The following is a 19,960-nucleotide window of genomic DNA, read 5'->3' as shown; positions in this document are numbered from 1 at the left end:
ATGTGACTGTAATCAGAGGATCACGCAACCGCAATACTCCACCGGGTGCAGCGGCGATCGTCCGTGCTTGTCCGGTGGCCAATGTGTAAATCGTTTTAGGTCAGTTCATCCGACGCCTTCGCCGCACCATGAGCACGACCCCGGCCACTCCCAGGAGAACGAGCCCCACGGGGACGGCCGTGGGCCACCACGGCCACGCCGGGCCGTCGAAGACGACGTCGCCGGTGGGCAGCTCCAAGGTTTTCGCCGTCCACCGCGCGGTCGCGACGTCGGTGTCGCGCGCGAGCCCGCTCACCGCGACGTCGTAGGCGAAGCCGGGCCGGTCGTGCACGTACTCGGGAGCAGGCCCGCCCGGCGGCGTCGGCACTCCGCGCGTCGCACCGGGCACGAGGAGACGGTCGAGATCGGCGTCGGCGAGTTTCGCGCGGGGCAGGAAGGTCAGCCCGTGCCGGGACCGGACGGCGCCGCCGTCGGCGCTCACCGCGAGGGTCCGCGACGACAGCGACTGGCCCTGGGTGTCGAACACCGACGCCAGCTCGATCTCGCCGACGCCGTCGGGCACCAGCACCCCGATCTCGGCCGGGTTCCAGCGGAAACCCGCGTTGACGATCGCGACCGCGTCCGGCATCGCGGCCGGGGTCGTCACCGGCACGGGTGTGCCGTAGTGCCGCCAGCCGATCGCCTTCGCGGCGTCGGCGGCCACTCCCGCGCCTGCCATCCGCTCGACCAGGTGCAGGGTCCCGTCGATGCCGGACAGGATCCCGGCGGTGGTGACGACGTTCCCGTCGTCGACGTACCGCTTGCCGCGCTGCCACTGCACAGCCGGGTAGTCGCTCGCGTAGGTCTCGAGCTTCAGCCAGTGCGCGGTCGCCGGGCGGCCGTCGAGCAGACCGGCCGAGGCCAGCACCCCGGCGCCGTTGCAGACGCTCAGCAGCTGCGTGCCGCGGGCGGCCTGCCCACGCAACCACGTGGTTACCGGCTCGTTCGTGGCCTCACCGGTGTCCGGCATCGCCGGGACGACGACGAGGTCCGGCGCGGCCCCGCCCAGCCGGGCGGTGAGATCGGCGAAACTCAGGTCGGGCACCAGGTCGAGGCCACCGGTCAACGGCTTCGGCGCCCGGTCCGGGGCGACGGTGTAGACGTTGAACCGGCCGGTCGCGGCGAGGATCTCGTACGGCGCGAGCGTGTCCGAGACGACGGCGCCGGCGTTCCCGACGACGACCACCGCGGTCGGCTTGGCCGGGTCGTGGGGGAGCGGCGGGGTGGCGGGCACGGCCCGCTGCGGACCGGGCGCGTTGAGGGCGCGGAAGGTCGCCAGTGCCGAGACGGTCGCCCCGACGCCGGGAACCAGCAGCACGGCGAGCACGGCGGCGAGGACGAAAGCGCTGCGGCGCAAGAGGGTTCTCATGTCAGTGCCAGTACTCGGCGCGGCGCCACACCATGACCGCCAGCATCAGCGGGAACATGACGACGTGCCCGGCGATCATCAGGCCGTCGCCGGACAGCGCGCCCAGCCAGTACGGCGCCAGCAGGACGACGAACGGCAGGTACATCGCCGCGGTCATCTCGGCGATCCGCGGCCAGGAGTGCCGCCGCAGCAGCATCGCGGCGGCCATCGCGACGCTCATGTCGGTGGCCATCACGAGCGCGCCGGCGTCCGGGCGGGCCGTCCAGGCGTCCGGCCAGAGCGGGCCGAGCGCGACCATGCCGATGATCATCGCGGCGACCATCTCGGCGTAGTGCCCGGCGAACCGGGCGAGTTTGCGGCCGGTGGTCCGGCCGGTTTCGGTGGTGGTCATGGGGTTCCCTCCAGGTTTCTCCTGGACGAGAATCCCGGCCGGCGGGCGTGCTGCCAGGTGCCGGAAGTCACGACCGGGGGTCATGACCCCCTCAGAGCAGGCCCAGGTCCCGCGCGCGCAACGCGGCTTGGGTGCGGTCGCGGGCGCCGAGCTTGCCCAGCACGTTCGTGACGTGGTTCTTCACGGTGCCTTCGGCGAGGAACACCGTGGCGGCGATCTCGCGGTTGCTGCGGCCGTCGGCGACGAGCCGCAGCACTTCCAGCTCCCGCTCCGACAGCGGCACGACCAGCGGCTGCGGGCGAGGAGCGGTCGTTTCGGGCAGCTGCGCGAACCGGGCGACGACCTTCGCCGCGACGGACGGCTGGAGAACCGACTCACCGCGTGCGGCGGCCAGCACGGCCTCGACCAGCCGCGCCGAGGAGACGTCCTTGAGCAGGTACCCGACCGCGCCCGCGCGCAAGGCCGCGAAGACGTCCTCGTCGTCGTCGAACGTCGTGAGCGCGATGACCCGGACGCCGGGCTGCTCCGCACGCAGCCGCCGGGTGGCGGCGACGCCGTCGAGGACCGGCATCCGCAGGTCCATCAGGACGACGTCGGGGGTCAGCTCGGCGGCCCGCGTCAGCGCTTCGTCGCCGTTGCCCGCTTCGCCGACGACGTCGATGTCGTCGTGGGTGGCCAGCAGCGTCGCCAGGGCTTCGCGGAAGAGCGCCTGGTCGTCGACCAGCAGGACCCGGACGCGGCTCACGCCGGTACCTCCATGCTCAGCGTGCACCCCTGTCCCGGTGCCGATTCGAGCGCCAGCTTCCCACCCAGGTGCGCGGCCCGTTCCCGCAGCCCCAGCAGGCCGAAGCCGGTCGCGGGCGTGCCGCCGGTACCGGCGCCGTCGTCGCGGACCTCGACGCGGACGCCCGCGTCGCCGTAGTCCAGGAGCACCTCGACGCGGCTCGCCCGGGCGTGCTTGCGGACGTTGGTCAGGCCTTCCTGCGCGGCCCGGTAGAGCGCTTCGCCGGCCTCGTCCGGCACCGGCCGTTCGACACCGGAGACGGTCAGCGTCGCCGGGACACCCGTCGCCGACGTCTCCTCGGCCAGCGCCTTCAGGGCTTCCGGCAACGGCGGCACCGCGCGGGGCTCCCGCAGGGTCCGCACGGACCGGCGAACGTCGGCCAGCGCCGCCTCGGCCTGGTCCTGCGCCTTCGCGAGGACGTCGTCGGCCTTGCCCGGGTCGGTCGGCAGGACCGCCCGCGCGGCCTTGACCTGCATCTGGACGACGGTGAGCGCGTGCCCGAGCCCGTCGTGGATGTCCCGGGCGACCCGGTTGCGCTCCTGCGCCGTCGCGAGCCGCTCCGCCTGCGCCGCGTAGTCCTGCAGCTTCGCGTGCGCTTCGGCGAGTTCACCGCGAGACCGCTTCTCCCGCTGAAGCAGCTCCGTGACGACGGCCGCGAAGACCACGGACACGAGCGTGCCGAGACCTTCCTGCAGGCCGGCGCCCAGCGACATCCCGAGGTGCACGAGCGGCACCACGGCGATCACGACGGCGAGGGCGGGCAGCGGCAGCTTCAGCAGCACGCACTGGCTGACCAGCACCACGAGGAAGAGCGTCGCGCCGACACCGGCGTTGATCGTGAAGATCACGAAGGCCAGCGGCAGCTGGACGACGACGTACGCGGCGGCCCAGCCGAGGTTCTCGCGCCGGCGTACCCAGCCGAAGCCGGCGGTGCCGAGCGCGGCGAAGACCGCACCCAGCACGAGGGAGGCCACGGGCTCCCCGGACGCGAGGACCCCGAGCACCACGGAGAGGAAGGCGCCGCCGGTCAGCACCGCCAGAGCCCGGTTCACGGTGCCACTCTGCGGGGTCCGGCGGGCCCGGTCAACCGCCCCGCCGCCGGGAAAGCGCTGTCTGTTCGCGCGGCGTTGCGGTGACCGGGCCACGTAGGGTGGAGCGGACACCGCAGTCGAGAACGGGAGCCCGTCATCGATGTCAGTGCTCTGGGGCGTGTCCTTCGACGGAACTCCGCTGTCCGGGGTGGTGGTCGAGTTCCTCAAGACGGCGGCCCGGCTCTCCGCCCGGGGCCACCGCGTCCACCTCGATCTCGGCTACGACATCAAGGCCGACAAGGGCGCGTTCTTCCGGCCCTACCGTGACGAGGCCGGGCTGCTGCCGGACTGGGTCGTCCTCGACCGGATCGACGGCGTCGAGCAGGTCCGCGGCTACGACCGGCCGTTCGTCGAGCGGGTGCTCACCGAGGTCGTCCAGCGGGAGGCCGGTGCGGCGCTGCGGCCGGAGATCGACCGGATCGCGGGCGAGCTGGCCGACCGGATCACCGCCACCTGGGAACGCCTCGGCGTCACGATGGTGATGGTCGAGAACGGCACACTGCCGGAGAACCCCACTTACACCGAGGCCCTCTACCGCGCGATCGACCGCTACGGCGCGCGGCACCGGCTCGGCCGGTTCGTGTTCTGGCGCGACCACGACCTGATGTGGCAGAGCGAACCGGGCATCGCCAAGTACGGCCGGTTCCCGTACCGCGCGACCCCGGCGCCGCGGAACTCGCCGTACGTCCACTACTTCGCGCTGCACGAACAAGCGCGGGCGCGGACCCTCGAATGGGTGCCGGGCCTGCGTTACCTCGACGTCCTGCCGAACACGTTCCCGATCGCCACGGCGGAGATCGACGCGCGCAACGCGGGCTTCAAGCGCGACCACGGGATCCCCGAGGACGCCCCGCTGCTGGCCCGCATCACGCGGATCATCCCGCAGAAGCGCGTCGACCGGGACCTGCACCTGCTGGCGCTGCTGCCGGACGCGTGGCTCTTCGTGGCCGGCGACGTCGAAGAAGCACCCGCGGAATACGTCCACCTCACCCGGCTGGCCGAACGGCTCGGGGTGCGCGACCGCGTCGTCTTCGGCGGCTGGCTGACGCCGTACGACACCGTCGCGCCCGGCCGCTACTCCGTCCGGGACCTCCTGGCGCACGCCAGCGTCGTGTCCTTCCTGACCTCCTACGACTACGAGAGCTACGGCAACCCGGTCAGCGAGGCGATCGCCTCCGGGACGCCGTACGTGACCAGCGGCTACGAGCTGTACAACGCCGTTTACGGCAGCGCCGGGTTCCAGGCGCCGGTGCTGGACATCCGGGCCCGCGACCTGCCGGACGCGGCGTTCGCCCGCGAAGTGGCCGAACTGATCACCGACGAGGGGAAACGAGCGGAAGTGGTGCGGGTGAACCAGGATCTCGGGCGGGCGCGCTTCGGCACCCAGGTCGTCGACGACCTGGTCGACCGGCTGTACCCGCCGCCGATGGGCGCCGGGACGCGGCTGAGCGTCGTGCTGCCGGTGTACAACGAGGCCGCGAACCTGCGGTCGGTCCTGCGGACGCTGTACGACCAGCAGGCGCTGGACAAGGACAGCTACGAGGTCGTCCTGGTCGACAACAACTCGACCGACGACACCGTCGCGCTCGCCCGCGAGTTCGCGGCCGCGCACCCGGACCTAGCGGTCCACGTGATCCACGAGCCCGAGCAGGGCGTCTCGTGCGCGCGCCGCGCGGGCATGGACTTTGCCGCCGTGCGCAGCCGGAACCGGCCCGACACCGATCCGGCGCAGCGGTTCTACCTGGTCTCCGCCGACGCCGACTGCCAGGTCGACGCGCACTGGCTGAGCGAGCTCCTGGACGCGATGGAGACGACCAAGGCCTCGATCGGCGTCTGCGACTACTACTACAACGCGGACCACTTCACGCACCGGCCGCGGCTCTGGGACGCGATCCAGCGGACACTGCGCTGCCGCGCCGTCACGTTCTCGCTGTTCGGCGGCTTCCCCGACGGCAAGGGCTTCGCCGTGGAACGCGACGCCTACGAGCGCGCCGGCGGCATCGAGATCTTCTACCAGCTGCAGGACGGCAAGTTCGTCAACCACCTCTCCGACGACTGGGACTTCGGGATCAAGGTCGCCGGCGGGGGCGACGCGATCACGTACGCGCCACGCTCGCGCGTCGAGATCAATCCGCGGCGCGTCGACCACGCCATCGACGAGGTCATCGCCGGCCGCGCCTACGGCTCCGGCGGCACCATCGTCATGCGCGACATCCGCCCCTCCGCGCCGGCCGTGGAAACCGACCTGACCGAGGCGGAAGCCTTGCAGGCGTGGGAGTTCTCCATCAAGGACTTCACACCGAAGAACACCATCCTGCCGGTGCTGCTGACCCCGGCGCTGCTGGAGGACGACGCCGTCATCGGGTTCTTCGGCGCGGACCTGGCCGCGCGGCTGGGCGAGCGGATCGCCGAGATCCGCGCCGGGATGCGCGTCGTCGACTTCACGCCGATCCACGCGTACAAGACGCCGTCCTACCGGCTGTACCTCGAGTTCGCCGACGAGCTGTTCGCGTGCCTGCGCAAGCACGTCGGCGAGGACATCGGCTACCCACCGCCGCTGCCACCGTGTTTCGCGGACGTTCCGAAGGAGCGGTTCGCGGAGTTCGTCCACTACTACTGCGAAGACCGGGAATCCGGAGAAGCCCACAACTACTTCGGCAACGGAGGGGTGTTCTGATGACACTCGCCTACGAAGAGGCGATCGGCTCACTGCACGGTCTCGACCCCGCGTGGCCGCGCCCCGCGGTGCTCGACGTCCTGGAGGCGCCGGAAAACCGGCACCTGCTCGACTACGTGCAGGAGGACCCGTTCGGGGCGCACGTGTTCCCGGGCAACGTCCCCGGCTACGCGCCCGCGGACTTCCTGCGTGACCTGGACGCGCAACTGGCGTCGAGTGCCCCGATCCACCTGTGGTCCTACATCCCGACCTGCGCGTACCGGTGCCGGTTCTGCCAGTACCCGGTGGTGCTGGTGAAGGGCAAACCCGAGGTCACGTACGAGAAGGCGAAGCACTGGGTCGACCTGAACATCCGCGAAGCGCGCATGTGGCTGGACGCCGTCCCGAACCTGGCGGGCGCCGAGGTCGGCGAGTTCAACGTCTTCGGCGGGACGCCGTCGCTGCTGCCCGAGCCGGAGATCCGGCGGCTGCTGGACTTCTACCGGGAGGAGTTCGGGTTCACCGCGGACACGACCATCCGCTTCGAGGGCGACCCCAGCACGTTCACGCCGGCGAAGCTCGAGCTGCTGCGGGACCTGGGCTGCACCAAGCTGTCCAGCGGCGTCCAGTCGTTCGACGACCACGTGCTCGAGCTGTGCGGGCGCGAGCATTCGGCACGGATGTGCGTCGACTTCGTCCGCAACGCGCAGCGCCTCGGCTTCGAGTGGGTCAGCATCGACCTGATGTACGGCCTGCTCGACCAGACCCTCGACAGCGTTCGCCGGGACCTGGACGTCGTGCTGGAGAACGAGATCACCGCCGTCGTGTGCACCAAGCTGCACCTGGCCTCCTACAGCGACACCCGCACCGGCGTCACCGGCGAGAAGCCCGCCGCGTGGCAGCTGCCGTCCTACCGGGACAAGCTGGTGCGCGACGGCCACCGCTGGCCGACGCTCGGCGAGCAGTACCAGATGCGGGAGCTGCTCACCGACGGCCTGCGCGCGGCGAACTACACCGAGCACCCGACGATGTACTTCGCGCGCGACGGCCTCGGGCCGGAGAAGTGGAAGTCCATCATGGTCGACCAGGAGAAGCAGGAGGCCGAGGTCGCGATCGGGCTCGGCGGCAGTTCGAGCTGCCGCGCGTCGGAGGCGATCACCGACGTGAACTCCCGGCGCTACATCGAAACCGTCGAAGCAGGCCGGATCCCGCTGGGCTCGGCGACGCGATTCACGCCCGACGGGCAGGAGGCGCGGGCGGTGAAGATGGCGCTGACGACGTTGCAGCCGTTGCAGGATGCCGTGCACGCTTCCCGGTTCCCCGGGCGGTCGCTGTTCGCCGAACCGTGGCTCGGGAAGTTCCGCTCCCTGGCCGATCGCGGCCTCGTCCGGCTGGATTCCGAGGCGGGGAAAGTGGAATTGACCCGGACGGGAGAAGTCCTGGTCGAGGCCATCATCACGACCGAGCTCTGAGGACCAAGATCACTCCGACGGGTGACAGAAGTCTCGCGGGGACCGGTACGGGCGTGCAGCATGGGTCCAGCACCGTACGGCCGTACCGAGATCGGAGCCCAGATGAGCCGAACCGTTCCCGGACCCCTGGCGAAACTGGCCGGGGCGGGCGCGCTCGCGGCGTTCGCGTCGGTGGTCGTCGTGCCACCGGCGCAGGCCGCTCCCGACTACTCGCACGCGGACACGAACTTCGCGGGCACGCAGATCGAAGCGCACGAAGGTGTCCACGGGAGCCCGCTCACCTCCCGCGCCGACGTCGCCGACCAGACGCTCGGGCACGACGTGAGCGGGCACACGGGTCCGGTCGACTGGGGCGCCGCGGCCGCCGGCGGGGCGAAGTTCACCTACGTCAAGGCGACCGAGGGCACCGGGTTCGTCAACCCGCAGTACGCCCAGCAGTACAACGGCGCGCACGCGGCGGGCCTGATCCGCGGCGCGTACCACTTCGCCCGCCCCGACGTCTCCAGCGGTGCCCAGCAGGCGGAGTACTTCATCGCGAACGGCGGCGGCTGGCGCGGCGACGGCACGACGCTGCCGGGCGCCCTGGACATCGAGTACAACCCGTACGGCGACGTCTGTTACGGCAAGAGCCCGGCCGACATGACGGCCTGGATCGCCGACTTCACCCGCACCTACCTGGCGAAAGCGCACCGCAGCGCGCTCATCTACACCAGCACGGCGTGGTGGAAGACCTGCACCGGCAACGCGAACGGGTTCGGGAACACGAACCCGCTCTGGCTGGCCCGGTACGGCGCGGACGTCGGCGAGCTCCCGGCCGGTTGGGACAAGCAGAGCATCTGGCAGTTCGCCCGCGGCGGCGGCCTGCCGGGCGACCAGAACTACTACAACGGCCCGATCGGCCGCGTCGAAGCACTGGCGAAGGGCCAGGCGGCCTAGCGCGTCCTCCGGATGACGACGTCCGGCCACGGCGGCTTGCGCAGCACGGCGAGGGTGCCGAGCGTCGCGGCCATCAGGCCGGTCATGGCGCCGATCAGGAGGACACGGGTCGTGTCGACCGCGGCTTCCCACTTGACGCGGCCGTCGTGGATCACGAACACGCCGACCGGGTCGCTCACCGGGATGACCGTCGTCCCGTCCGGCGTCTCGTAGGGTTCGCCGAAGAGGGCGCCGTCCGGCTTCACGGTGTCACGCACGGCCCGCAGTTTCACCTTGCTCATCGGTCCATCGAACCGGAACCGGCGGCGCCGCGCCAGGCCCGGGGTGAACTCCCGTACGCGCGGGAGAAGGCCCGGCTGAACGCGGCCTCCGAGGCGTAGCCGACGCGGGCCGCGATCCGCCCCACCGGCTCGCCCGTCGAGCGCAGCAGGCGCGCCGCGTGGTCCAGCCGTCGCCGCTGGACGTACGCCCCGGGCGGTTCCCCGACCGACTCGGCGAACCGGGCGGCGAAGGCCGAGCGTGACAGCGACGTCAGCCGGGCCAGCTCGTCGACCGGCCAATCACGCCCGGGGTCGCGGTGGATCGCGGTGAGGGCGGGCCCGAGCGCCGGGTCCATCGCCGCGGTCAGCCAGCCGGGGTGCGCCGCGTCGCCGGAGGCCGCCCACGTCCGCAGCGCGCGGATGAAGAGCAGGTCGAGCAGCCGCGACACCATCACGCGGGCGCCGGGCTCGGGCCGGGTGACCTCGGACAGGAGCAGGTCCCGGCTCAGCGGGAGCCACGCCGCCGTCCCGGCGTCGCCGCGGATCACGATCGCCGCGGGGAGGACGCCGAGCAGCGGCGCGGCGACCACGGTTTCGACGAGGAACTCGCCGGTCACCCAGTCCGCGGCCGGGAGCGGGCGGACGACGTGCGCGTCCCCGCGGGCGAGCAGCGCCATGTCGCCGTGGTCCAGCTCGACGGGCGCCTCGCCCTCGACCTCGAGGCGGACCCGCCCCGCCCCCACGAGGTGCAGTGACCGCGTCCCGGCGGGGTAGCGCTCGACGACGTCGGTGTGCCGGCGCACGTCGCCACCCTGCAGGTGGATGGCCTGCAGGACGTCGGAGAGCGCGTCCTGCTCGCCGTACGCGGGCAGCGGCGGTGAATCGGCAAAGTTTTCCGGTCTCTGGGCCATGGTTCTTGCTCGAACCTCCTCATAGGCTGCGAAGGCAGTATGCGCGAGCGAGTCCGCACGAGCGGACCCGGCGCGCCTGATCGAGGAGGAAACCCCATCATGTCTGCCAAGCCGACGGTGGTGCTGGTCCACGGCTTCTGGGGTGGCGCCGCGCACTGGGCGAAGGTCATCGGAGAGCTGGACAAGCGCGGTTTCGGGTCGCTGCACGCGGTCGAGAACCCGCTGACGTCGCTGGCCGCCGACGCGGCCCGCACCCGGCAGATGGTCGCGCAGGTCGACGGTCCGGTGCTGCTGGTCGGCCACTCGTACGGCGGCGCCGTCATCACCGAGGCCGGGACGCTGCCGAACGTGACGGGCCTGGTGTACGTCGCGGCGTTCGCACCCGACGCGGGGGAGAGCCTGGCGACGGTCAGCGAGGGCCACGACGCCCCGGGCGGCGCGAACATCGCGCCGGACTCCGACGGCTACCTGTGGATCGCGCAGGACAAGTTCCACGAGAGCTTCTGCCAGGACCTGCCCGAGGACGAGGCCCGGGTCATGGCCGTCACGCAGAAGGCACCGGTCGGCTCGACGTTCGGCGACCCGGTGACCGATCCGGCGTGGAAGCAGAAGCCGTCCTGGTACCAGGTTTCGGCCCAGGACCGGATGATCGCCCCGGACAACCAGCGCCGCATGGCCGCCCGCATCGGCGCCCGCGAGACGATCGAGCTCGAGTCCGGGCACGCGTCGCTGGCGTCCCAGCCCGTCGCGATCGCCGACCTGATCGAGCGCGCCGCCGGCTGACAAGATCGGACAGGACCGCCCCCGCGCTGTTGTCCGCGCGGGGGCGGCTCCCTATTCTCGGTACTGTCACGGTTTTCGTTTCGTCCTTTGTGGACTACGGAGGTGCCTGTGCGCGGCAAGGTGGCGGTTCTGGCGGCGGTCTCGGCCCTGGCGTTCGCGGCGGCACCGGTCGCCGCGGGAGCCGCGCAGGCGTGGTTCACCTCGTGGGCCCAGTCGCAGGACGGCCGCGCGGACACCCCGCTGAACGCGCAGTCCCTGCGGATGATCACGCACCTGAGCCAGGGCGGCGACGCGATCCGCGTCCGCCTGCAGAACACGTTCGGCACGGGCCCGCTGTCGGTGGGCCACGCCACGGCGGGCGTGAGCGCCGGTGGAGCGGCGGTGACCGCGCCCCGCGACCTCACGTTCGCGGGCGCCCGGGATGTCACCATCCCAGCCGGGGGAGAGGCCTGGAGCGACGAGCTGCGCCTGACCACCAAGCCGGACACGAACCTAGCCGTGAGCATGTCGGTACCGGGCACGGCGGTGGTCGGCCGCCACGGCGCGGCCCTGCGCGACAACTACCTGGCGGCCACCGGCGCGGGGGACCACGCTGGTGACGCCGACGGTTCGGCATTCGCGCAGACGGTGGGCTCCACGTACGTCGTCAGCGCGGTGGACGTGCACAACACGGCGCTGAAGGGCACGGTGGTCCCGTTCGGCAGCTCGGTGGTCGACGGAATAGGCAGCACGAACTGCGGCCCCGGCTGCACCCAGCTGGGCGCCGACCGCCGCTGGACGGACGACCTGGCGCGTCGAGCCGCTTCTTCGGGCCTGGCCGTCGCCAACGCCGGAGTCTCGGGCACGACAAGCGCTCCTACGTGCCCGAGCATCCCGCCGGGTGTAGTCGGCCTGGACGCAGCGAGCCGCCTGGACCGAGACGTCCTGGCCCTGCACGGCGTCAAGTCGGTGATCTACTACTACGGAACGAACGACCTGGCGTACGGCTGCGACGCGACGGCGGTCCTGGACAGCTACCGAGCGGTCTTCGCCCGCCTCCGCGCGGCGGGCATCGCCATCTACGTCACCCCGAGCACCCCACGTCCGGGCTACAGCGACAAGAACAACCTGGATCGGCACGAGATAGCGCTGTTCGTGGAACGCTGGAACACCTGCGGCGGCCTGTGCACGGGCATCCTCGACTTCGACGAGGTCCTGAAGGATCCCCTGAAGCCGAACAGCATCAACCCGGCGTACGACAACGGCGACGGAATCCACGCGAACGCGGCAGGCCAGCAAGCACTGGCGGACTTCATCTCGATCCCGATGCTCACGGCCGGGTCAACTTCCCACACGATGGGGTGAAAGGGCCGAGTCGAACGCCTTTCACGTGCGGACCGCTGAGCAAAGTACGTCGCGTGATGAACAACTCGATGGACGACGCGGGGTGCTGCCTGCTGTCGGTGGCCTGGAACATAGCCCCGCTGCTGGAACCATCGCCGACATCCCGCCGCTCCACCCTGCGCGCGACGATCGAGGAGACCTGCCGCCTCACCGGCCACGCCGCCCGCTCGTGGGCGTCCTGCCACGGCACGGGGACGGAGCCGGAGTACCGCCCGTTCCTGCAGCTGGCGGACGTGGCGTACGAGACAGCCACGCTACTGCTGTTGGTAGGCGACTCCCTGGTCCCGGACCTGGAGCGCGAACACCGCCGCTGGGCGGAGATCGAGGGCTTGATGTCCCGCCTGGAGGAACTCTCGGGCTGGACATCGTCGTTCCTGGGTTCACTGACCTTGTCAGGCCACCCCTGACGCGCGTAAGGTCCAGCCTGACAGGTTCTATTCTGGGAGGCTCCATGACAGCTGCGGTCCTGGCCCACTGTTCGTTCTGCGCCCGCCCGAACACCGAGGTGGAGACGCTGGTGAGCGGCCCCGGAGTCTTCATCTGCGACGGCTGTGTCGCCCTGTGCGCGGCAGTGATCGCGGGAAAGCCGGCGTCGATGCCGAAGGTGGCCCCGTGGGACCAAGAGCTGACACTGGAGGAGGTCCTGTCCCGCCTGGCCCCGGTTGCGTCGTCAGGCGCCCAGGTGCAGCAGAACCTGACGGCGTGGGTCCGCAAAGCGCGTGCCCTGGGCGGCACGTGGACCCAGATAGGTGCTGCTTTAGGAATGACCCGCCAATCGGCATGGGAACGTTTCTCCGGCGAGGAATGATCGACAGGCTCAGCCGAGGTCACTTCGCTGGCAGCATCTGGCGGGCCGGACGCTCAGATCTGGTTGCGTGAGGTCACGATGATCACAACTGTCGCCACCGCCACCAGAAGTGGCACCACGACGAGCACGATGAACAGCATTCGTTTCAGCTTGTAGATCGCCAGGAGCGTCTCGAGCTTGAGTTGCATGTCGGCTTCGTCGGCGTCATCGGCCTGAAGAATCCGGTCGACGACCGGCCCCAACTCGGGCCCGCGCATCTCGAATGGCGTGACCATACCGAGTTCGATCAAGCTGTCCGCCATGAGTCGCTCCCTCGAAGCCGTGTAAAGGCGCGGTCGCACGGAGCGGGAGACCTGTTACACGGCGGAAGACCGGCTCGGGACTCTGCAGGGCGAGACGCCATCGCGGTCGGCTCAGGTGACGGCGAGCGAATGTGCGCGGTTGTCGAAGTAGGGGCCGAAGCACCTGGCCATGTCGTCGCAGTTCTGATTCCAGGTGACACCGGTGCCGTTGAAGCCCGTCTGGTCCCAAAACGTGACGAAACATCCGGAGCCGGCCTTGATGACGTACGAACTGATGCGGCCGGCTGCGCTCAGGCCGGTGGAGAACTGCCGTACGCCGAGGTTGCCCTCAGACGCTTCGTTCTTGTCCTTGGCGGCGTCGCAGTAGGTACGACCGTAAGCGCTGACGAAGTTCAGGTAACCACCCGCGCCGCTCCAGCCGGTGTTGTCGAACACTGTGAGCAGCGGGCTCAGCGACAGTTTCGCCTGGTAGGACTCGAGTGCCCGCTCGGTCGTGAAGCACGCCTTCGGGCCACCCGCGAGGTCCTGAACACAGTACGAGCCGGTGCCCGCACTCGCCACGGCCGCAGTCGGCATGACGAAGACGGTGGCCGCTGCAACAGCCACGCTGACGATGGTTGTCCGTAGTTTCATCTTGTGCGCCCCTCTGAGCTCAGTTTCCATCGGATCTGCACGCCGGCCCAGGACGAACCGACGAAGCGACGTCCAATCTCCACACGCCTCACCCCGTGAGTGGTTTAGCCCGCGGGCGTGAAGTGGTCCATTCGGAGCCGAGCTGCGCCAATGATGCGCGGTAAAGCTGGCAACGCGACCCCTTGCTCTAATCTGGCGACGACTGGACGTGCGCTTGATCCCTCGAAACGGCTGTTGACCTGGGTAAGCTCGGGTTAACCTTGATAGTCATCAGTCGTCGCTCAGTACTGGAGTGTGGCATGCCGCTGCGGCTCAGCAGGTGCTCGGGTGGTCGCTTCGCAGCCCGCGCGAATCCCGTTGCACGGTCGGCAGTTACACAGTGTAGTAGACGTGGGTCCTTGGCGGTTCTCATCGTAGAAGCATGAGAGGATGTTTGAGGAACGTCAGTAGTATTGAACGCAGAGGCGGAAAAGGGGTGTGCGGCTTCAGTGAAGACGATAAGTGGTCTGGATGGACTCTAGTCTTTGTTGGCAAACCAGATGGTCTGAGCTGAATGCGGCACGGTCGCGGTGTTAGGAGTCTCTAATTGGGTAATATATTTACCTTGTCGGGCCCTTCTGGAGTGGGAAAGACCACATTCCTTCAAGAGCTTTTCTCGGATTCTGGCGAGTCTGAAGGCGTGCTGTTGATTCCTCGATACACGGATCGCCCGATTCGTTCAGATGAACGGGAAGGATTCGAGTACCATTTCACAACTCACAGAGGCTTGTTGCATAAAGTCTTTGCATCTGACTTTATTCACTTTGAGAAATGGGGAGACTATTACCAGGCGATCGAAACTCGTTCGATTGAAGACGTTCTCGAGTCAGACAATGATGGCATAGTTCTTGCGTCAGTATTTGGATCCGCAAGGCTTGCTGCGACGTATGGTATTCGAATTGTGCCGTTGTATCTCTGGACGGGAGACCGCTTAAGTTTGATGGATCCTCGTTGCCTCGACCCGGACTTCCCAGAGGTTGCCGAGCTTACGTGGAGAATAAACAAGAAGCTGGGCGATGACGGATTTTCGGAGTATGAGAAAGATAGCCTGGGCGATGTCTCTTTTATTCGTAAGCGAATGGTCGACAATTTTGTCGATATAGCAGCTGCGAATGCAAGGTTACGTAGTGCTGAAACCTTGCACGTGATACCTGATTTCCACAATCAGACCGCTACGGCAATCGATAGGTTTCAAAAGGTAAGGCGTACTAGTGCTCACTTGAGCATGAGGCAGTCGGTGCGAAAGGGGGGCGGCTGCTTCGTATTGATGCCATTCAGCGATCGCATGCTCCCGGTGTATGAAGATCATCTGGTGCCGGTATTCAAAAAGCTTGGAATCTCCTTAGCTCGATCAGATCAAATCTTTTTCGACTGGTCGTGTGGCCGATGACATTCTCGAGGCTGTGACTTCTGCTCGCTATATCGTTGCGGATCTGACTGAAGGGAATCCCAATGTACTGTACGAGGTAGGAATATGTCATGCGCTCAATAAGGATGTAATCATAATAACTCAGGATAAGTCAGTGCCGTTTGACTTGCAGCATGTGCGACATATTCGGTATGAGTACACTCCTAAGGGCATGTTGGTGCTTGAGCAAGTTATACAAAACACAATCCGACGTCTTCAGCAAATATGAAGACTCTATGAGGTTCCCTAAGTGGGGCCTTTGCTAGCGCGTGTTCGATTGGGGTGGAGTTATTAGTCAAGGACGGATGTTGAGTGACTGTATGGAAAACTGTCCATTCTGTCGGGTAGCGGCAGGTGTAGGGCTTGCAAGAGTTGTTAAGCGTTGGAATGGCGCGACTGCGTTCTTTCCGCTTTCTCCTGCAACTCTTGGGCACACGTTGTTGATACCAAATATGCATATCCCTGATATTTGGTCGCTTGACGTTGAAACTGCGCGCCAGCTTAGCGTATATAGTTTAGAGTTGGCGAATGTTGTAAATGCAACCCTTAGTCCTGATGGCATGAATATCATTAACTCGAATGGTGGCGCAGCCTCTCAAACTGTAGGTCACCTTCACATTCACTTCGTCCCTCGCTGGCAAGATGATCGAATGGGCGAGATTTGGCCAAAAGATAGAGATTGGCCAGAAAATGAACTCGATGGCTTGGCTGCTAAACTTTCAAGGGAGCTACGTTTATAGATTGATGTCGAAATAAATTGCGGCCAGAGCTAGTCCGACTGCAATTGCGGGCAAGTAGAAAGATGTCAGGGTTGTCGAGAAAACGCCCCTCTTCGAGTAATCTTCGTATGATATTTACGTGTATTAAGTGAAAACTTTGGGACAGAGCTGTCTTTAGATCGTACTTCGTCGTATAGACCACGGAACATGCGCTCCTGGCGCAGGTAGTAGCTATCTAGAAACTAAAAGGTTACGCCAGTGGCTGATCCCATGGCGCCGAGTCTCCAGTCGGACTTGTTGACCGTGAACCCGTAGAAGGCCGATGAGATAGTCAGTGTTCAACCCTTGATCAAGAATGAGTTCGAGGCTAGGCGCGTGACGACGGCCTGGATCATCTCGAGATGTTTGATCATGTCGGTCGGGGTCTGCTCGGTCGACTTCCGGCTGTGCCACGTCATGGTGGATTGTATCTTGTTGCTCTGGCAGGTCTTGTTCGGTCTCTCACTCTATCTCGCCAATGATCAATTGGATGCCTGTGACGCCGGTCACGACTGTACTGAGGGCTGTGCTAGCCTTCTTGGATGTTTGCGCGACTTGGAGAGGGTAAGTGACAAGGAAGACGTTCTTTAGCTTTCACTTCAAGCCGGATAGCTGGCGAGCCGGCACGGTGCGAAGTATTGGAGCCTTGGATGGCAATGAGCCGGTATCAGACAATACTTGGGAGCAGGTAAAAAGGGCTGGCGACGGGTCCATTAGAGCGTGGATTGCCAAGGAGATGAGTGGCAAGACTTGCACTGTTGTCCTTATTGGTTCGGAAACCTCGACTCGCAAATGGGTGCTGTATGAGCTCTCTAAGGCGTGGAATGATGGCCTCGGTGTATTTGGTGTCTATATCCATAATCTCAAAGATTCCAACGGCTTCCAGTCCTGGCAGGGTGCTAGCCCACTTGACAAGGTGACATTTAATAAAGATAGCCAGTATTCTGGTAAGCCACTTTCGACGGTGGCTAAGGTGTACAAACCGCCGTTTACAAATAGTCAACAGACTTATGGTTATATTGCTCAGAATATTGCGAATTGGGCGGAAGAGGCGATAGCTATCCGGAAAAGCACTCGCTAAGCGCCACCTCGTCCTCTACTTGTAGTGGGATGCCGTTTGGCCGCACACGGACGCAACCGCCGCGCTCAACTCGGCCATCTCGGAGACCTGCCCGTCCGGCGAGTACATACTCTTCTTCTTGAGCTGCGGTCCCCGGTCAGCTGCCGGCCGGTCGCGTGGGTGCCGGAGGCGGGCCCCGCGCGTGCCGGCCGATAGCGGCGCGGCCCCGGAGGGGCCGCCTTGGGCAAGTGGGGCGACCAGCCGCTGACCGCCCTCCGGCGCGAAGACGCCGCGCTGTGGGTGGCCGAGCTGATCCGCTCCAAAAGCGACGGTGGCAGCGGCCTCGGGCCTTCGCAGGCCCGCCACGCCTACCGCGTTCTGGCCATGGTGCTTGAGTGGTGCGTGCCGACGCGGATCCTGACCAACCCGGCTCGCGGCGTGACGTTGCCGATTCGTCCGGAGGCTGAGCACGTCTACCTCACGTACGAACAGGTCGAAAGGCTGGCTGAGGCGTCCGGGACGCTCCGGACGAAGTACGACCGGCCGACGGCTTCGGCTGCGGTGAACAAGGCGCTGATCCTGCTTCTCGCGTACACAGGCCTCCGATGGGGCGAGGCTGCCTCGCTCCGGGTGGGACGGGTTGATCTCGGCAAGCGACGCATCCGGGTGGTGTCGACGTTCTTCGAGGTCGGGGGAGTGCAGCACGAGGGCCTGCCGAAGAACGGCAAACGCCGCACGGTCTCCATCCCGGCGTCCCTGGTGCCCGAGCTGCGCCGCGTGATCGGTGGCCGGCCGGATGACGCGCTCGTCTTCACCACGGTTCGGGGTGGCTCGCTACGCTCGCACAACTGGCGTACGCGGGAGTTCAACCCTGCAGTGCAGGCGGCCGAACTCGGCATCGCCGGGCTGACTCCGCACAAGCTCCGGCACACCGCAGCGTCCCTCGCGATCGCGGCGGGCGCCGACGTGAAGGTCATTCAGCAGATGCTCGGCCACTCCGACGCGGCCATGACGCTCAACATCTACGGGCACCTGTTCCCCGACCGCCTCGATGAGGTCGCGGACGTGCTCGACGCCCGGCGTACCGCCGCGCTGGCAGGGATGGCCGCTTGATCCGGGAGCCCCGGGGCTATGTGACACGTATGTGGCATGCCCCGGGGTTCTTGCCGTCCAGGGCAGCTGCTGGACATGAAAAAGGCCACCTCTACCTGCGTAAAGGTGGCCGATCCGGTCGGGCTGACAGGATTCGAACCTGCGACCCCTTGCACTTACTCGCCGGGTCGATGACCTGTACGGTTGTTCGGAACTAGCTACCATGCAGGGAAGAGCTGGGTTCTTGGTTGTCGTCATTCGTTGTCGTTCGCTGATGTCATGTGGGCAAAATGTGGGTTGCCACTCTCGTGTGCATCATGTGTTCCGGCGGCCAGCTGTGCTGCGTCGATCTCCTTGGCGCCTCGCGTCGGGTGGGCTTGTTTGAGGTGTCCGTAACTATGAGCTGATCTGGTCGGCTGCAAGTGTTGGGGAGTCCGGGGGTAAGTCGGGTCCGGTCGTCAGGCCCATGTTGTCAGAGTCTGGTTGCACCACTTCGGCACTGGCGGTAATGCTCGCTTTGATTTCGGCGTTAGCTGAGGCGGATTTGACCTCGGCCCAGAGTCGGAGGATATCTCCGATCAGAAGGTAAGCGCCGGTTATAAACCGAGATGCCTCGTATTTGGTGACCTCCGCATGGGCACCTTTGTGGCCAGCGTCATCGAATGCATCGATACGTTTTCCAAAATCTTCCAGGTCGGACGTAACTACGTCTTTTAGGGTATCTCCGACCGCGTGTTGACTGACTATCCAGTCAATTAGGCGATTGATGTACTTATCGTCGGTCATTGGCCGTCCATCCACCGGTTCTCCGGGATGGCGCAGCTCGTCTGCGATCGCCTTTAGGAGTCGGCGACAAGCAGAAGCGGCGTTTGCCCAATGCTCGGGGTTTCCTGAAGCCGCGTTCTCGAACGCGGCAGAAAGCTTGGTAGCCGCGCTTGGAGCTAACTGTGCAATTCGTCCATCAACTTCGTTTCGCACCGTGGTAAAAGCATCCTCTATAGCTGCTCCAAATCGGAGTTCTATCTCTTTCTTGCTGACGTATATGTAGACGGACCCGACTATTCTGCCGAGCAGTTCTTCGCTGCGTCGAATTGTGTTGGAAATTGCTACTCTTTCTTTCGCATTTCCAGGTGGCGATACTACGACTTGCTTGGGGTTTGCGGACGAGATGCTTAAGTCTCGATCGATGGCGGCTTGTAAATGAATCTTGCCTGCATCGATGTCGGCTTGAAGGCGATTTAGGTTACTTGACCAGTAGGTTGGCCCACCCTCTTCTGAGCTAGTTTTTGCCTCGCGTCGCGAACGTTTTGCCGCGCGAATTCCGGAAGCCGTCAGTTTGTCGTTTACTAAGTCGAACCCGGACACTTCCTGCGATAGCCAGTCGACTGCATCGACGTCGTCTGATAGACGTGCTAACCTGCTCGCCTTTCGAACAATCTGTGGTGCGGGAAGCCGTGAAAGTTCGATGTCAGACAGGATCTCTTCCGCCAGAGTCAGTGCGGCTTCACGCCGGGATAATGTCATCTTCAGCCCTCGTCGTCATCGCTAGTGTCTTTATGTCGCTTGGCTGCTGCTCGGTGTTACTGAATACATACAAGTGGGTGGCCTTTCGGCATCTCGTCGACCTGGCGCAGCCCGATCACGTCGGGTCAAGGGGGCGCCTTCCGTCAATCCGGCGCGTGCCTCGACAACTGTCCCCTTGACGCGGCGTGATAGCCCTCCGGGAGGTCGGCGAGATGCCGTTTGGCCGCACACGGACGCAACCGTCGCACCCGACCCGGCCAT

20 protein-coding genes are annotated in these 19,960 nt (G+C 66.0%); 11 read left to right on the top strand and 9 right to left on the bottom strand.

What is annotated here, in order from left to right; all coding sequences use genetic code 11:
* Positions 1–100: 100 nt before the first annotated feature.
* The 4 genes from MUY22_RS38360 to MUY22_RS38345 all read right to left on the bottom strand — a co-directional run bounded on the left by MUY22_RS38360 (position 101) and on the right by MUY22_RS38345 (position 3,635).
* Positions 101–1,408, bottom strand: coding sequence for a DJ-1/PfpI family protein (locus MUY22_RS38360; protein WP_247052072.1), 1,308 nt, complete (start codon positions 1,406–1,408; stop codon positions 101–103).
* A 1-nt stretch (position 1,409) separates the two neighbouring features.
* Complete coding sequence (locus tag MUY22_RS38355; protein ID WP_247052071.1) at positions 1,410–1,799, bottom strand: hypothetical protein; 390 nt, start codon at positions 1,797–1,799, stop codon at positions 1,410–1,412.
* A gap of 91 nt (positions 1,800–1,890) precedes the next feature.
* Positions 1,891–2,544, bottom strand: coding sequence for a response regulator transcription factor (locus MUY22_RS38350; RefSeq protein WP_247052070.1), 654 nt, complete (start codon positions 2,542–2,544; stop codon positions 1,891–1,893).
* Positions 2,541–3,635: a sensor histidine kinase gene (locus MUY22_RS38345; protein WP_247052069.1), complete on the bottom strand. Its 1,095-nt coding sequence runs from the start codon at positions 3,633–3,635 to the stop codon at positions 2,541–2,543. Before MUY22_RS38345 ends, MUY22_RS38350 begins: the two co-directional genes overlap by 4 nt.
* Positions 3,636–3,774: 139 nt before the next feature.
* Between MUY22_RS38345 and MUY22_RS38340 the strand changes: the two genes are divergently transcribed.
* The 3 genes from MUY22_RS38340 to MUY22_RS38330 all read left to right on the top strand — a co-directional run bounded on the left by MUY22_RS38340 (position 3,775) and on the right by MUY22_RS38330 (position 8,738).
* Positions 3,775–6,351 carry a glycosyltransferase gene (locus tag MUY22_RS38340; protein WP_247052068.1) on the top strand — a complete coding sequence of 859 codons (2,577 nt, stop codon included), beginning with the start codon at positions 3,775–3,777 and terminating at the stop codon, positions 6,349–6,351.
* Positions 6,351–7,802: a radical SAM protein gene (locus MUY22_RS38335; RefSeq protein WP_247052067.1), complete on the top strand. Its 1,452-nt coding sequence runs from the start codon at positions 6,351–6,353 to the stop codon at positions 7,800–7,802. The genes MUY22_RS38340 and MUY22_RS38335 overlap by 1 nt, the downstream gene beginning before the upstream one ends.
* 102 nt (positions 7,803–7,904) lie before the next feature.
* On the top strand, positions 7,905–8,738 hold the full coding sequence (locus tag MUY22_RS38330) for a GH25 family lysozyme (RefSeq protein WP_247052066.1): 834 nt from the start codon (positions 7,905–7,907) through the stop codon (positions 8,736–8,738).
* Here MUY22_RS38330 and MUY22_RS38325 read toward each other — a convergent pair.
* Entirely contained in the window at positions 8,735–9,019 is a 285-nt protein-coding gene (locus MUY22_RS38325) for a hypothetical protein (RefSeq protein ID WP_247052065.1), read from the bottom strand. The two genes, MUY22_RS38330 and MUY22_RS38325, sit on opposite strands and share 4 nt — an antisense overlap.
* On the bottom strand, positions 9,016–9,909 hold the full coding sequence (locus MUY22_RS38320) for an AraC family transcriptional regulator (RefSeq protein ID WP_247052064.1): 894 nt from the start codon (positions 9,907–9,909) through the stop codon (positions 9,016–9,018). Before MUY22_RS38320 ends, MUY22_RS38325 begins: the two co-directional genes overlap by 4 nt.
* A 99-nt stretch (positions 9,910–10,008) precedes the next feature.
* Here MUY22_RS38320 and MUY22_RS38315 point away from each other — a divergent pair, with 99 nt between their 5' ends.
* The 4 genes from MUY22_RS38315 to MUY22_RS38300 all read left to right on the top strand — a co-directional run bounded on the left by MUY22_RS38315 (position 10,009) and on the right by MUY22_RS38300 (position 12,883).
* Positions 10,009–10,692 (top strand): alpha/beta hydrolase, encoded by a 684-nt coding sequence (locus MUY22_RS38315; protein ID WP_247052063.1) that lies wholly within the window; start codon positions 10,009–10,011, stop codon positions 10,690–10,692.
* A gap of 108 nt (positions 10,693–10,800) precedes the next feature.
* Positions 10,801–12,036 (top strand): GDSL-type esterase/lipase family protein, encoded by a 1,236-nt coding sequence (locus MUY22_RS38310; protein WP_247052062.1) that lies wholly within the window; start codon positions 10,801–10,803, stop codon positions 12,034–12,036.
* A gap of 56 nt (positions 12,037–12,092) precedes the next feature.
* On the top strand, positions 12,093–12,482 hold the full coding sequence (locus MUY22_RS38305; RefSeq protein WP_247064329.1) for a hypothetical protein: 390 nt from the start codon (positions 12,093–12,095) through the stop codon (positions 12,480–12,482).
* A 44-nt stretch (positions 12,483–12,526) separates the two neighbouring features.
* Complete coding sequence (locus MUY22_RS38300; protein ID WP_247052061.1) at positions 12,527–12,883, top strand: ClpX C4-type zinc finger protein; 357 nt, start codon at positions 12,527–12,529, stop codon at positions 12,881–12,883.
* 53 nt (positions 12,884–12,936) lie between these two features.
* Here the strand turns inward: MUY22_RS38300 and MUY22_RS38295 are convergent, their stop codons facing one another.
* Both MUY22_RS38295 and MUY22_RS38290 read right to left on the bottom strand, forming a co-directional pair.
* The gene (locus MUY22_RS38295; protein WP_247052060.1) at positions 12,937–13,185 is read right to left on the bottom strand and encodes a hypothetical protein; all 249 of its coding nucleotides are present in this window, start codon (positions 13,183–13,185) and stop codon (positions 12,937–12,939) included.
* A 111-nt stretch (positions 13,186–13,296) separates the two neighbouring features.
* Positions 13,297–13,848, bottom strand: a complete 552-nt coding sequence (locus MUY22_RS38290; protein WP_247052059.1) for a hypothetical protein — start codon at positions 13,846–13,848, stop codon at positions 13,297–13,299.
* 556 nt (positions 13,849–14,404) lie between these two features.
* Here MUY22_RS38290 and MUY22_RS38285 point away from each other — a divergent pair.
* The 4 genes from MUY22_RS38285 to MUY22_RS38270 all read left to right on the top strand — a co-directional run bounded on the left by MUY22_RS38285 (position 14,405) and on the right by MUY22_RS38270 (position 18,196).
* Entirely contained in the window at positions 14,405–15,247 is an 843-nt protein-coding gene (locus MUY22_RS38285; protein ID WP_371827528.1) for a hypothetical protein, read from the top strand.
* A 326-nt stretch (positions 15,248–15,573) separates the two neighbouring features.
* Positions 15,574–16,005, top strand: coding sequence for an HIT family protein (locus tag MUY22_RS38280; RefSeq protein ID WP_371827527.1), 432 nt, complete (start codon positions 15,574–15,576; stop codon positions 16,003–16,005).
* Between the two features lie 586 nt (positions 16,006–16,591).
* On the top strand, positions 16,592–17,104 hold the full coding sequence (locus tag MUY22_RS38275; RefSeq protein WP_247052056.1) for a TIR domain-containing protein: 513 nt from the start codon (positions 16,592–16,594) through the stop codon (positions 17,102–17,104).
* A 219-nt stretch (positions 17,105–17,323) separates the two neighbouring features.
* Entirely contained in the window at positions 17,324–18,196 is an 873-nt protein-coding gene (locus MUY22_RS38270; RefSeq protein WP_247052055.1) for a site-specific integrase, read from the top strand.
* Positions 18,197–18,571: 375 nt separating this feature from the next.
* On the opposite strand, the gene MUY22_RS38265 is transcribed toward MUY22_RS38270, so the two are convergent.
* Positions 18,572–19,699, bottom strand: a complete 1,128-nt coding sequence (locus MUY22_RS38265) for a hypothetical protein (RefSeq protein ID WP_247052054.1) — start codon at positions 19,697–19,699, stop codon at positions 18,572–18,574.
* Between the last annotated feature and the right edge of the window lie 261 nt (positions 19,700–19,960).

Source organism: Amycolatopsis sp. WQ 127309 (assembly GCF_023023025.1).
GTDB lineage: Bacteria > Actinomycetota > Actinomycetes > Mycobacteriales > Pseudonocardiaceae > Amycolatopsis.
This window is presented reverse-complemented; position numbering and strand designations above follow the sequence as displayed.